The organism is Streptomyces sp. FH025 (assembly GCF_017427025.1).
Taxonomy (GTDB): Bacteria; Actinomycetota; Actinomycetes; order Streptomycetales; family Streptomycetaceae; genus Kitasatospora.
On the sequence record NZ_JAFLNG010000157.1, the window covers coordinates 1 to 12,605 of the forward strand.

At 73.6% G+C, this 12,605-nt stretch carries 16 protein-coding genes; 10 read left to right on the top strand and 6 right to left on the bottom strand.

From position 1 onward, the window contains the following. The 4 genes from J0670_RS14000 to J0670_RS14015 form a co-directional block, all read left to right on the top strand. Positions 1-831 (top strand): FAD-dependent oxidoreductase (locus J0670_RS14000; protein WP_207811873.1); only part of this gene is annotated, 831 nt, incomplete at its 5' end. A 109-nt stretch (positions 832-940) separates the two neighbouring features. Then, positions 941-2,035 (top strand): glycoside hydrolase, encoded by a 1,095-nt coding sequence (locus J0670_RS14005; RefSeq protein WP_207811874.1) that lies wholly within the window; start codon positions 941-943, stop codon positions 2,033-2,035. Positions 2,036-2,185: 150 nt separating this feature from the next. Then, positions 2,186-2,941 carry a GNAT family N-acetyltransferase gene (locus J0670_RS14010; RefSeq protein ID WP_207811875.1) on the top strand — a complete coding sequence of 252 codons (756 nt, stop codon included), beginning with the start codon at positions 2,186-2,188 and terminating at the stop codon, positions 2,939-2,941. Between the two features lie 228 nt (positions 2,942-3,169). Then, positions 3,170-4,189, top strand: coding sequence for a LacI family DNA-binding transcriptional regulator (locus J0670_RS14015; RefSeq protein ID WP_207811876.1), 1,020 nt, complete (start codon positions 3,170-3,172; stop codon positions 4,187-4,189). 23 nt (positions 4,190-4,212) lie between these two features. On the opposite strand, the gene J0670_RS14020 is transcribed toward J0670_RS14015, so the two are convergent. Both J0670_RS14020 and J0670_RS14025 read right to left on the bottom strand, forming a co-directional pair. Continuing rightward, positions 4,213-5,247 (bottom strand): sphingomyelin phosphodiesterase, encoded by a 1,035-nt coding sequence (locus tag J0670_RS14020; RefSeq protein ID WP_207811877.1) that lies wholly within the window; start codon positions 5,245-5,247, stop codon positions 4,213-4,215. A gap of 232 nt (positions 5,248-5,479) precedes the next feature. Beyond that, positions 5,480-5,998 (bottom strand): GNAT family N-acetyltransferase, encoded by a 519-nt coding sequence (locus J0670_RS14025; RefSeq protein ID WP_207811878.1) that lies wholly within the window; start codon positions 5,996-5,998, stop codon positions 5,480-5,482. Positions 5,999-6,238: 240 nt separating this feature from the next. Here J0670_RS14025 and J0670_RS14030 point away from each other — a divergent pair, with 240 nt between their 5' ends. Then, positions 6,239-6,610 carry a YciI family protein gene (locus J0670_RS14030; protein ID WP_207811879.1) on the top strand — a complete coding sequence of 124 codons (372 nt, stop codon included), beginning with the start codon at positions 6,239-6,241 and terminating at the stop codon, positions 6,608-6,610. An 85-nt stretch (positions 6,611-6,695) separates the two neighbouring features. Beyond that, positions 6,696-7,952, top strand: coding sequence for a sigma-70 family RNA polymerase sigma factor (locus J0670_RS14035; protein WP_307806517.1), 1,257 nt, complete (start codon positions 6,696-6,698; stop codon positions 7,950-7,952). Between the two features lie 33 nt (positions 7,953-7,985). On the opposite strand, the gene J0670_RS14040 is transcribed toward J0670_RS14035, so the two are convergent. Continuing rightward, positions 7,986-8,453, bottom strand: coding sequence for a MarR family winged helix-turn-helix transcriptional regulator (locus J0670_RS14040; RefSeq protein WP_207811888.1), 468 nt, complete (start codon positions 8,451-8,453; stop codon positions 7,986-7,988). Between the two features lie 129 nt (positions 8,454-8,582). Between J0670_RS14040 and J0670_RS14045 the strand changes: the two genes are divergently transcribed. Next, positions 8,583-9,365 carry a dioxygenase gene (locus tag J0670_RS14045; RefSeq protein ID WP_207811881.1) on the top strand — a complete coding sequence of 261 codons (783 nt, stop codon included), beginning with the start codon at positions 8,583-8,585 and terminating at the stop codon, positions 9,363-9,365. Positions 9,366-9,387: 22 nt separating this feature from the next. Here J0670_RS14045 and J0670_RS14050 read toward each other — a convergent pair whose 3' ends face one another. Further along, a complete protein-coding gene (locus J0670_RS14050) occupies positions 9,388-10,035 on the bottom strand; it encodes an NAD(P)-dependent oxidoreductase (protein WP_207811882.1) in 648 nt (215 codons plus the stop codon). Positions 10,036-10,179: 144 nt separating this feature from the next. On the opposite strand from J0670_RS14050, the gene J0670_RS14055 reads away from it, so the two are divergent. Next, the gene (locus J0670_RS14055) at positions 10,180-10,443 is read left to right on the top strand and encodes a hypothetical protein (RefSeq protein ID WP_207811883.1); all 264 of its coding nucleotides are present in this window, start codon (positions 10,180-10,182) and stop codon (positions 10,441-10,443) included. Between the two features lie 16 nt (positions 10,444-10,459). Here J0670_RS14055 and J0670_RS14060 read toward each other — a convergent pair whose 3' ends face one another. Then, the gene (locus J0670_RS14060; RefSeq protein WP_207811884.1) at positions 10,460-10,846 is read right to left on the bottom strand and encodes a VOC family protein; all 387 of its coding nucleotides are present in this window, start codon (positions 10,844-10,846) and stop codon (positions 10,460-10,462) included. A 4-nt stretch (positions 10,847-10,850) separates the two neighbouring features. Beyond that, a complete protein-coding gene (locus J0670_RS14065) occupies positions 10,851-11,432 on the bottom strand; it encodes a GNAT family N-acetyltransferase (protein WP_207811885.1) in 582 nt (193 codons plus the stop codon). A 98-nt stretch (positions 11,433-11,530) separates the two neighbouring features. Here J0670_RS14065 and J0670_RS14070 point away from each other — a divergent pair, with 98 nt between their 5' ends. Next, a complete protein-coding gene (locus J0670_RS14070; protein WP_207811886.1) occupies positions 11,531-12,295 on the top strand; it encodes an SDR family NAD(P)-dependent oxidoreductase in 765 nt (254 codons plus the stop codon). A 30-nt stretch (positions 12,296-12,325) separates the two neighbouring features. After that, positions 12,326-12,605 (top strand): MerR family transcriptional regulator (locus J0670_RS14075; RefSeq protein WP_207811887.1); only part of this gene is annotated, 280 nt, incomplete at its 3' end.

Sequence of the window (12,605 nt, forward strand, 5' to 3'; positions counted from 1 at the left end):
GTGGTCCTGCTGGTGCGCGGCCACGGGCTGCTGCCGCGGATGGAGCCCTTCGCGGGCGAGTTCGTCGCCGAGGGCCTGCGGGAGGCGGGGGTGGACCTGCGCTTCGGCACCGTGGTCACCGCGCTGGAGCGCCCGGACGCCTCCGGGCCGGTGACGCTGACCCTCGGCGACGGCGACACGCTGACCGCCGACGAGGTGCTGTACGCGACCGGCCGGGCGCCGCGCACCGCCGACATCGGGCTGGAGCAGGTCGGGCTGCACCCGGGCGGCTGGCTGGAGGTGGACGACAGCTGCACGGTGCTCGGCGTGGACGGCGAGTGGCTCTACGCGGCCGGGGACGTCAACCACCGGGCGCTGCTCACCCACCAGGGCAAGTACCAGGCCCGGATCACCGGTGCGACGATCGCCGCCCGCGCCCAGGGGCGCGCGCTGGACACCTCGCGCTGGGGCGCGCACGCCGCGTCCGCTGACCTCGCGGGCGCGCCACAGGTCGTCTTCACCCAGCCGGAGGTCGCCGCCGTCGGCCTCACCCTGGCCGCCGCCGAGCAACTGGGGCTGCGGGTCAAGGCCGTCGACCACGAGATCGGCGCCGTCGCCGGAGCCTCGCTGTACGCCGACGGCTACCGCGGCCGGGCCAGGGCGGTCTTCGACCTCGACCGGGAGGTGATCGTCGGCGCCTGCCTGGTAGGCCCCGCCGTCGCCGAACTGCTGCACTCGGCCACCGTCGCGGTGGTCGGCGAGGTGCCCATCGACCGGCTCTGGCACGCCGTCCCGGCCTACCCCACGATCAGCGAGGTGTGGCTGCGGCTGCTGGAGGGCTGCCGGGGGTAGCGCCCTCACCGGGCGGGCGGCGCGGCGAAGTGTGGCCACCGGTGGACGGCGGGACACTGGCATTCGGGGAGGCGTCCCGGGGGCCGTACTCGTAACCAGGTGGTGTGGCATGACCGAGGTGCTGTTGGCCGTCGGAACCGAGAAGGGCCTCTTTCTCGGCCGCAGCCGCGACCGGCTGAACTGGGAGTTCAGCGGGCCGCACTTCCGGATGAACGCGATCTACTCCGTCTCGATCGACCGCCGCGACGGCCGGACCAGGGTGCTGGTCGGCGCCGACAGCAGTCACTGGGGGCCCTCGGTCTGGCGCTCCGACGACCTCGGCGCGAGCTGGAACGAGCCGTCGCGGCCGGCGATCCGCTTCCCCGAGAGCACCGGCGCCTCGCTCACCCGGGTCTGGCAGCTCCAGCCTGCCGGGCCGGAGGCTCCCGGGGTCGTCTACGCCGGCACCGAGCCCGCCGCGCTGTTCCGCTCCACCGACGGCGGCGAGACCTTCGGCCTGGTCGAGTCGCTCTGGAACCACCCCCAGCGGCCCGAGTGGGGCGCCGGCTACGGCGGCCAGGGCCTGCACACCATCCTCACCGACCCGCGCGACCCGCAGCGGCTGCTGGTCGCCGTCTCCAGCGGCGGCGTCTACCGCAGCAAGGACGGCGGGGACAGCTGGGAGCCCTCCAACGCCGGGCTGCGGGCCGAGTTCTTCCCGCCGGAGAGCCAGTACCCCGTGTTCGGCCAGTGCGTCCACAAGATCGCCCAGGACCCGGTCCACCCCGACCGGCTCTACCTCCAGAACCACGGCGGCGTCTACCGCAGCGACGACTGGGGCGGGAGCTGGCGCTCGATCGTCGACGGGCTGCCCGCCGAGTTCGGCTTCGCCGTCGCCGCCCACCCGCGCCGGGGCGACACCGCCTACCTGTTCCCGCTCGGCGGCGCGGACGACCGCATCCCGCCCGGCCGCCGCTGCCGGGTCTTCCGCACCACCGACGGCGGCACCAGCTGGGACCAGCTCGCCAACGGCCTGCCCGGCGAGGACCACTACGGCATCGTGCTGCGCGACGCCCTGCGCACCGACGACGCCGACCCGGCCGGGATCTACTTCGGCAACCGGACCGGCGACGTGTACGGCAGCCGCGACGAGGGCGAGACGTGGTCGCTGCTGCTCTCCCACCTGCCGGACGTGCTCTGCCTGCGCGCCGCGGCGGTGGGCTGAGCACCCGTCGGAGGGTGGGCTGAGCACCCGCCACGGACCCGTCACGCGCGTGTCGTCCGGAAGGCCGCCGCTCGAAAACCTGTTGCCCCGAACGTCCGGATCTGGTGAGCATGAGCCGCCGACGAACGATCTCGTGAATGAGGTGGGGCCATGGCCGAGGCGGACTGGGTCGTCAAGCAGGGCGGCGGCGGGGCGCCCGTGCTGCGCTACCAGCTGGGCGAACGCGAGGGGCGGCCCTGGGCCGACCTGCTGGAGGTACTGGACGAATCGGTGGACGCCGCGGAGTTCATCCGCACCGAGCTGCCCGGCTGGGTGGTCTCCGGCACTCCCGAACTCGGGCGGCGGCTGGTGGACGGCGGCGCGAAGGTGCTCCGGCACGCCCACACCTTCCGGCGCGACCTGCGTGCCGATCCGCCGCCCGCCGAGTGGGCCGGGGCCCCGCTGCGCGAGGGCCTGCGGGCGGTGCCCTGCGACCGCGCGCCCGAGGAGCTGCTGGAGTCGTGGCGGGCCGCCTTCGCGCCCGGCCACGTGGACCACTTCCCCGGTGACGACGCCCTGGCGGTCGCGGAGCGGATCGGCCCGCTGATCGCCGGGAAGGTCATCGGGCCGATGCTGCCGTCCAGCCTGCTCGCCGTGGACGCCGAGGACCGGGTGGTCGGCGGACTCGTGCTGACCGACCGAGACGGCCTGCCGTGGATAGCCGAGGTCTTCCGCCACCCGCAGCGCGGCTACCGCGGCCTCGGCGCCGACCTGCTGCGCCGGGCGATCGCGGACGCCGCCGCCCGCGGGCTCGCCGACGTGCACCTGGTGGTGTCCGAGGGCAACCCCGCCCGCAGGGTCTACGAGTCGCTGGGCTTCCTGCTCCAGGAGACCTCGCTGACCGTGATCGTGCCCGACGCGGCGTAGGGCCTGGCGTGGCGACCGGTTGGCGCGGCGGTTCGGCCAGGCGGTGCGGCGGTGCGGCGGCGTGCTCATCGACCTGCTCCCACGGTCGGCAGCGGCGGCACCGGCTGCCGCCCCCGTCCCGCCAGCCTCGGCACGGCGCCGCCCGCCCCGCAAGCCCGGAGGGCCGTCCGGGGGCGCCGCAGGCAGCGGAAACGAGCTGGTCGGAGGGGCTGTGTAGGCTCAACGGTCATGGCGAGGGTGACACGGGACGATGTGGCGCGGGTGGCGGGGACGTCCACGGCGGTCGTGAGTTATGTGATCAACGACGGGCCGCGGCCGGTGGCAGCGGCCACTCGGGCCCGGGTGCTCGCGGCGGTCGAGGAGCTCGGCTACCGCCCGAACCGGGTCGCCCAGGCGATGGCCCGGCGGCGGACCAACCTGCTCGGGATGGTCGTGCCGGACGCCCGCCAGCCCTTCTTCGCCGGGCTCGCCCACGCCGTCGAGCAGGCCGCCACCGAGCACGGCCGACTGCTGCTGATCGGCAACTCCGACTATGCCGACGAGCGCGAGGCGCACTACATCCGGGCCTTCCTCGGCATGCAGGTGGACGGCCTGATCCTGGTCACCCAGGACCCGGCCACCCCCGGGCTGACCGGTTTCGACTCGGCCGACGGCACCCCGGTGGTCCTGCTGCACCACCGCGCGGAGAGCGCCGAGGGCGTGGCCGTGGTGGCGGACGACGAGGGCGGCGCCCGCGAGGTGGTCCACCACCTGCTCGGCCACGGCCACGCCGAGGTGCACTGCTTCGGCGGCACCCTGGCGCTCAGCCCGCACGACCCGGTCACCGGGCGGACGGCCGGCTGGGCCGCGGCGCTGGCGGAGGCCGGGCTGCCCGTCGAGGGGCGGCTCACCGCGGCGCCCTTCGACCGGGTCCGGGCGCACGCCGAGGCGCTCACCCTGCTGAGCCGGCCCGACCGGCCGTCCGCCGTGTTCTGCGCGACGGACGACCAGGCGATCGGCCTGCTGCGGGCCGCCGACGACCTCGGCATCCGGGTGCCGGAGGACCTCGCGGTGGCAGGCTTCGACGACATCGCCGAGGCGGTGATCGCCGGGCCGGCGCTGACCACCGTCACCACCGCGCAGGACGAGATGGCCCGCGCCGCGCTGGAGCTCGTCCTCGGCGGGGCCGAGCGCCGCGCCGCCGGGGCCCGGACGTTCCCGGCCAAGCTGGTGGTGCGGCGCTCCTGCGGCTGCCCGGCTCCGGCCTGATCTCACATCACCGGAGCGGTGCGTCAGTTCAGCTGGAAGGTGGCCTCGACCGGGTAGTGGTCGCTCGGCGCGACGGTGTCGAGCTGCCCCGGCGTCCAGCCGGCCTGCGGGTCGAAGTCGACCTTCACGTTGGACATCGCGGTCGGCACCGGGCGGCCCGGGGCGTTGAGGTAGCCGAGGTAGTCGAGGTCGTCCCGGTAGTCGGTCGGGAAGGTCTCGACGCCCGCCATGTACTGGCACCAGGCCGAGACCGGGCAGTCCATGGTGGTGCGGGTCTGGCTCGGGTCGGTGGCCGGGGTGCCGAGCACACCGTTCACCGCGTTCTGGGCGTTGGTGTGGTCGCCGCGGCCCTGGCCGTGGAAGTACTCGACGTTGAGGTCCCCGCCGATCAGCACCGGCGCGCCGCTGCCGACGATCCCGTCGACCCAGGCGCGGATCTCGGCGAGCTGGCCGAGCCGGGTCGACTGGGTGGTGTCGGTGGAGGTGCCGGACTCGTCGGCCTGGAGGTGGGTGCCGACCACCCAGGCGGTGCCGCCGTTCTTGTTCACCCGGACCAGCGCCGCGCCCTTGTTGGCGTGGTAGTCCCAGGTGCCGTAGGTGGAGTTGCTGAAGACGTGGGCGTACTGGGCGGTGATCGGGTACTTGGAGAGGATCATCGTGCCGCCGTTGATGACGAACCACGAGTTGGAGCAGTTGCCGCTGATGCCGGTCCAGCCGCCGCCGGAACAGGTCTGGCCGACCACCGGGGTGCGGTACGGGTAGAGGTCGGCGAGCTTGGTGTTGATGTCGGCGGTCGAGCTGTTGTTGAACTGCTCGTCCAGGATGACGACGTCGGCGTTGTGCTGACGGACGAGTTGCTCGACCACCGGGGTCCGGCGGGCGGCCTGCTCGTTCTGGGTGCTGTCGACGACGGCGGTGCCGAGGTCGACGTTGAAGGCGAGGACGGACAGCGTGGTCGGGCTCGCCGAGGCGGCGGAGGCGGTCGGGGCGGTGCCGCCGAGCAGCAGTGCGGCGGCGGCCGCCGAGGTGAGGGCGGTGGCCGTACGACGCGGGAGCATGGGCGTTCTCCTGGGGAGGGATCCGTCAATCCGGTGGGGCCCGGGGCCGGGTGACCGGCCGCCGGGGATTGGCGGGGGAACGCTAGCTACCGCTCGGTACTTCGGGAAGAACGCCAGGAGAGCAGTTCCGATCGCTCCTGTGGCGTTGAGGTGTCTGTACAGGTCAGGGCGATCGACTGACAAGATGTCTGCACACCCTCGCACCTGACGCCCTGGGGGCGACCGACCGCCGTCAGCCGTCCAGCAGTTCGTCCGCGAGCAGATCCATCAGCAGGTTGTCGTGCCAACTGCCGTCCGGGCCGCGCTCGTACTGGCGCATGGTGCCGACCGGGCGGAAGCCGACCTTGGCGTAGCAGCGGATCGCGGCCGCGTTGTCCGCGGCCGGGTCGATCACCAGCCGGTGGTAGTGGTGGTCGTGCACCAGGTGTCGGGCCATGGTGCGCACGGCGTCGGTGCCCAGGCCCAGGCCGTGCACCGTCGGGTCGAGGTAGAGGTCCATCCCGGCGTGCCGGTACTCGTCGTCGTTCTCGGCGTACCACTGGATGGCGCCCACCACCCGGCCGCCGACCTCGATCGCGAAGGTCTGGGTGTCGGGCGACTCCAACTCCCCCGCGACCTCGTCGGCCAGGTCGTCACCGCCGCGCCAGCGGGCGAACACCTCGGGCGTGCCGCGGATCGCCACCAGCTCCGGGATGTCGTCGGCGGTGGCCGGGCGGAGGGTGACCAGGGTGCCGTGCAGAATCGTCCCCATATGGGGCATGTTGGCACGGAAACCCGCCCCGGGCGAGTGGTTGAGCGCTTCGCCCGCACCCCTCACGACCAGCGGTGATGCTCGGCCATGACACAACTGATCATCATCGTGCTGGTCATCGCGCTATCCGCCGGTTCCGGCGGAAGAATTTCTCGCGGCGGGTGTCGAATCGGCGCCCTCCCGTTCGACGCAGGGGTGAGAGGCGGGGAGAGGCCCCGCCCGTTCGACCGAGGAGTCACCATGCCGCGCTTCATGTCGCTGATCCGCATCGACGAGACCGCCCGCGGGAGCTGGGAGCCGGACCCGGGGTTCGAGCAGCGGATGGGGGCGCTGTTCGAGGAGATCACCAAGGCCGGGGTGATGCTGGAGACCGGCGGGCTGACCCCGACCTCCCAGGGCACCCGGCTGACCTGGACCGACGGGAAGGTCGGCTACACCGACGGGCCGTTCACCGAGACCAAGGAGGTCGTCGGCGGCTACGCCATCATGCAGTGCAAGGACAAGGCCGAGGCGCTGGAGTGGACCCGCCGCTTCCTCCAGACCCACCCGGCGCACTGGCCGGTCGTGGCGGAGGTCCGGCAGATCGAGGAGATGCCGGAGCCGCCGAAGTAGCCCCTGCGACGGTGTTTGCCTCCCGCTCCGCCGGCTGCTCTGATGGGTGGCCGTGACGGAGCGGGAGACGGGGGACGGAGCTGCGGTGGCGGGGGACGGGTCTGCGGCGACGGGGAACGGAGCTGCGGCGACGGCGGTCGAGACGGTGTTCCGGATCGAGTCCGCGCGGATCATCGCCGGGGTCACCCGGATCGTCCGGGACGTGGGCATCGCCGAGGAGCTGGCGCAGGACGCGCTGGTGGCCGCGCTGGAGCAGTGGCCGCGCGAGGGCGTCCCGGACAACCCGGGCGCCTGGCTGACGTCCACCGCCAAGCGGCGGGCGATCGACCTGGTGCGCCGCCGGGAGGTGTACGCCCGCAAACTCGCCGAGGTGGGGCGCTCCCTGGAGGACGTGCCGCCTCCGGAGCCGGTGCAGCCGGACGACATCGACGACGACCTGCTGCGGCTGATCTTCACCGCCTGCCACCCGGTGCTGTCGGCGCAGGCCCGGATCGCGCTCACCCTGCGGCTGCTCGGCGGGCTGACCACCCCGGAGATCGCCCGGGCCTTCCTGGTGCCCGAGTCGACGGTGGCGCAGCGGATCGTCCGGGCGAAGCGGACGCTGGCGCAGGCCCGGGTGCCGTTCGAGGTGCCGTACGGGCAGGACCGGGCGGAGCGGCTGTCCTCCGTGCTGGAGGTCGTCTACCTGGTCTTCAACGAGGGCTACTCGGCCACCGCCGGGGCCGACCTGCTCCGCCCGCAGCTGTGCGAGGACGCGCTGCGGCTGGCCCGGGTGCTGGCCGGGCTGATGCCCGCCGAGCCGGAGGTGCACGGGCTGGCCGCGCTGCTGGAGTTCCAGGCCTCGCGGACGGCGGCCCGGACCGGGCCCGACGGGCGGCCGGTGCTGCTGGCCGAGCAGAACCGGGCCCGTTGGGACGGGCTGCTGATCCGGCGCGGCTTCGACGCACTGCAACGGGCGGGCACCGGGCCGTACTCGGTGCAGGCCGCGATCGCCGCCTGCCACGCCAAGGCGCGGCGGTACCGGGACACCGACTGGGAGATGATCGCCGCGCTGTACGAGCGGCTGCTCGCACTGACGCCCTCGCCGGTGGTGGCGCTGAACCGGGCGGTGGCCGTCTCGATGGCCCGGGGGCCGGCCGCCGGGCTGGAGCTGGTGGACGCGCTGGCGGCGGAGCCGGCGCTGAGCGGCTACCACCTGCTGCCTAGCGTGCGGGGCGATCTGCTGGCCCGGCTGGGGCGGGTGGCGGAGGCCAGGGCGGAGTTCGAACGGGCGGCGGAGCTGACCCACAACGAGCGGGAACGGGAGCTGCTGCGGGAGCGGGCGGCGGCGCTCGGGGATTGAGGCGCTCGAAAGCGCTCGGGGATCAGTCGGGGATCAGGGCGTGTCGTCCTGTCTCAGCCGGGCGCTGACCTCGCCGAGGCCCTCGGCGAGCACGGCGAGCTGCTCGCGGGTGAGCACGTCGATCAGCAGCTCGCGCACCAGGGCGACGTGCCCGGGGGCGGCCTGGCGCATCGTCTCCCGCCCCTGGTCGGTGAGTTCGGCGATGACGCCGCGCACGTCACTGGGGCAGGAGCGGCGGGCGACCAGGCCCATCCGCTCCAGCTGGGTGACCTGGTAGGTGAGGCCGCTCTTGGAGGTGACCAGCTTGTCGGCGAGTTCGGTCATCCGCAGCGAGTCGCCGGAGGCGGCGGACAGGTGCACCAGGATCTCGTACTGCTGGTGCGAGAGGCCGGAGTCCTCCTTGAGCTGGCGCTCCAGCCGTCGGTTGAGCAGGTTGCTCGCGGTGACGAAGCCCCGCCAGGCGGCCATCTCGTCCTGGTCGAGCCAGCGGGGTTCGTTCAGTGAGGACATGGGGTGAAGACTATCCCGTTGTTCAAATTCGAACGAAGGTGTACCGTCTGTTGTAGACGTTCAAATTTGAACTACTCGCGACGATCCCCCCGGGGATCCCACTCCCCCGAGGAGGACGCCATGAGCACCGCGGCCCCCGAGCGCATGCCCGCCCTGTACCTGTCGCACGGCGCGCCGCCGCTCGCCGACGACCCGATCTGGCCGGGCGAGCTGGCCGCCTGGTCGGCCGACCTGCCGCGGCCCAAGGCCGTGCTGATGGTCTCCGCCCACTGGGAGGAGGCCCCGCTGGCCGTCGGCGCCGTCACCACGATCCCGCTGGTGTACGACTTCTGGGGCTTCCCCGAGCACTACTACCGGGTCCAGTACGCCGCCCCCGGCGCACCGGAACTCGCCGAGCGCGTGCGCAAGCTGCTGCGCGCCCCCGGCACGCCCGTCCAGGACATCCCCGACCGCGGGCTCGACCACGGCGCGTACGTGCCGCTGGTGGAGATGTACCCGGAGGCCGACGTCCCGGTGCTGCAGATCTCCATGCCCACCCTCGACCCGCAGCGGCTGCTGGAGATCGGCCGCAAGCTCGCCCCGCTGCGCGACGAGGGCGTGCTGATCATCGGCAGCGGCTTCTTCACCCACAACCTGCGGGCGCTCAGCAGCGACGGCCGGATCACCTCGGTGATGGCCGAGTTCGACGACTGGGGCAAGCGGGCCCTGGACGCCCACGACCTGGACGCGCTGCTCGACTTCGAGCACAAGGCCCCGGCCGGACGGCTGGCGCACCCGCGCACCGAGCACTTCGCCCCGCTGTTCGTCACCCTCGGCGCCGGCGAGGCCGACCTCGGCAGTCAGCGCAGCGTCATCGACGGGTTCTGGATGGGGCTGGCCAAGCGGTCGGTCCAACTGGGCTGACGCCTCCCGCACCGGGTTCCGGTCACAGGGCGCAGCAGGTGAAGCGCTCCCCGATGTGCTCGGGCTGCTCGATCTCGTCCAGCAGGGCGGCCGCGTAGTCCGGAATGGAGATCCGGCTGCGCCCCTTGCCATCGGTGAGCAACTGCTCCAGGCCCGTGTGGTAGCGGCCGGTCCGCTTCCCCGGGCCGATCTCGGCGGCCGGGCTGAGCACCGTCCAGCGGATGTCGGAGACCGTCCGGTAGTAGTCCTGCGCCGCGCCGTGCGCGTGCATGATCTGCAGGAGCGGCTCCGGCAGGCCCGGGGTGTCCCAGACCCGTACGCCCGGTGCCGTCTCCAGGCTGCCCGCGCCGCCGACCGCGATCAGCCGGGGCGCCGTGTCGCCGAGCGCCCGCAGACCCTCGACCAGGGAACGCGCGGCGGGCTCGATCAGCGCGACGTGGCCCGGGCCGTCGCCGCCGCCGACGGCGCTCACCAGGGCGTCCTGGCCGCCGGCGATCCGGGCCACGTCGGCCGGGACCAGTACGTCGCCGCGTTCCACGGAGGCGGCGGCGCCCCGGTAGCGGTCGGGGTCGCGGACCACGGCGGTGACCTCGTGACCGCGGGCGGCCGCCTCCTCGACGATGGCGCTGCCGATGCCGCCGTTGGCGCCGATCACGGCGATTCTGGCCATGGGGTACCTGCCTGCTCGTTCGATGCGTGTGCCGAAGGGCGTCAGACAGGATCGATTATCGGATGAACTCCCGGCGGTGGCCCGAGGGCTACGCCTATCGTGTGACGGTCCGTCGAAGTCGACGCCGAAGGCGAAGGAGCGATCATGCGCAACGGCGACGCCGTACGAACCGCCCTGGACGCCTCGCTCGCGGTGCTCGCCCCGCACACCGGGGACCGCGACTGGAACGTCCCGGCCGGGCCGCTGTGCCGCTTCGTGCTCGACCGGCTCTTCCCGGACGCGCCGGAGGAGCCGGACGCGCAGCCGGCGGAGGTCCTGCTCTGGTGCACCGGGCGCGGGGAACTGAACGGCCGCCCGCGCAGATCCTCGTGGAACTGGCGGGCGGCCATGGGCGAGTGGCCCGTCTGACCGGTCGAACGGCCGGTCAGGCCTCGCCGGTGGTGACGCGCTCGGCGTGGCTGCGCTCGATGCACAGCTCGTTGCCCTCAGGGTCCGCGAGGGTGACCCAGCCCTTGCCGTCCGGGGTGCGGCGGTCCGCCAGCAGGGTGGCGCCCAGAGCGACCAGGCGTTCCACCTCCTCGTCCCGGCTGCGGTCCTGCGGCTGGAGGTCGAGGTGCACCCGGTTCTTCACCGTCTTGCCCTCGGGCACCCGGATGAAGAGCAGCGAGGCGCCGGCGGAGTTCACCACCGCCTCCTCGTCACCCGGGTTGTCGTCCTCCCCCAGGGTGCCGTCCAGCGCCTCGGCCCAGAACAGCGCCAGGCCGTGCGGGTCGGCGCAATCGATCGTCACGTGTCGTACCAGAGAAGCCATGCGCCTACTCTGACCTGTGCCGTTCGGCCGCGTCCAGCCTTTTCCGGGAGTGCCGGTGGCCGTCCAGCGGATAGGGCGGGAAGGCCGGGACGATCTCCGTGAACGCGTAGCCGCTCTTCTCCGCGACCCGGCAGGAGGCGGCGTTGTCCCCCTCGTGCAGCAGGTCGATCCGGATCAGGCCGTCGTGGGCGAAGACGTCGAAGGCCCAGGCGGTGAGGGCCTCCACCGCGCGCGGGGCCACGCCCCGACCGCGGGCCGGGGCCGCCGTCCAGTACCCCACCTCGGCCGTCTCCCCGCCGGGGGCGCCGCGCTTGAGCGCCACGTTGCCGACCAGTTCGCCCGCCTCGCCCGCCTCGCCCGCTTCCAGGACGGCGAAGCTGTACCGGGTGCCCGCCGCCCGGCCCTCGTACTGGAGGGCCAGCCAGCGCGCGGCCTGCTCGACGTCGGCCATCGGGCGGCGGGTGAAGCGCCGCAGCGTCTCGTCCCGGTAGGCCTCGACCAGCGCCGGGGCGTCGGCGTCCTCGAAGGGCCGCAGCAGCAGGCCCTCGGCGGTCGGATGGCGGTCTTCGGGCCGTCGATCGTTCATGGTCGTTCTCCCCCTGGGTACGTGTGCCGCGACCTTATCCGCGATGCGACGGTTCCCGCTTGACCCTGACGCTGGCGGCAGGGTCGCAGGGTTGGCGCATGGACACTGTGAACGCGGTAGAGGGTCGGGTCGTGGTGGTCACCGGAGCCGGAACGGGGATCGGGCGGGAGACCGCGCGGGCCTTCGCGGCCGAGGGGGCGCGGGTGTTGGCCGTCGGGCGGCGGCCCGGGCCGCTGGCGGAGACGGCGTCCGCGCACCCGGGGCTGATCGAGCCGCTGGTCGCGGACGTGACCGGGCCGGACGCCCCGGAGGCGATCGTCGGGGCGGCGCTGGCTCGGTACGGACGGCTGGACGTGCTGGTGAACAACGCCGGGATCGTGCAGAGCGGGCAGGGCCTCGGCGGCTACCACCGGGCGGGCGTCGAGGCGCTATTGGCCACCAACCTGGTCGCGCCGGTGCTGCTCGGGCAGGCCGCGCTGCCGGCGCTGAGCGAGAGCCGGGGGGTGGTGGTCAACGTCAGCACCGCCGTCGGGCAGCGCGGCTGGCCGTCCAACGCGGTGTACGCGGCGAGCAAGGCCGCGCTGGAGACGATCACCCGCAGCTGGGCGGTGGAGCTGGCGCCGCGCGGCATCCGGGTGGTGGCGGTCGCGCCCGGGGCGATCGACACCCCGATCGCCGACCACTCCGGGTACGGCCCCGAGCAGCGGGCGGCGACGCGCGAGTGGCAGCTGGAGCACACCCCGCTGGGCCGGATCGGCCGGCCCGAGGAGGTGGCCTGGGCGATCACCCGACTCGCCTCGCCGCAGGCCTCGTTCGTGACCGGCGTAGTGTTGTCGGTCGACGGGGGCGCGCTGGTGGGCTGACGCCCCGGGGCGGTGGAGGGGGCCGTACGGGTGCGGATCGGTGAACTGGCGCGGCGGACGGGCAGTACCGCCCGGGCGCTGCGGCACTACGAGGAGGCCGGGCTGATCGACTCCGAGCGCGAGCCCAACGGCTACCGCGAGTACGGGGATTCGGCGGTCGTGCGGGTGCGCAACATCCGCGCGCTGGTGTCGGCCGGGCTCACCCTGGAGGACATCCGGCCGCTGCTCGACTGTCTGGACGGGGACGTGCTCTCCCGTCGGCCGTCCGAGCAGGTACTGGGGATCGCCAGGGGGCGGTTGGCGGTGCTGG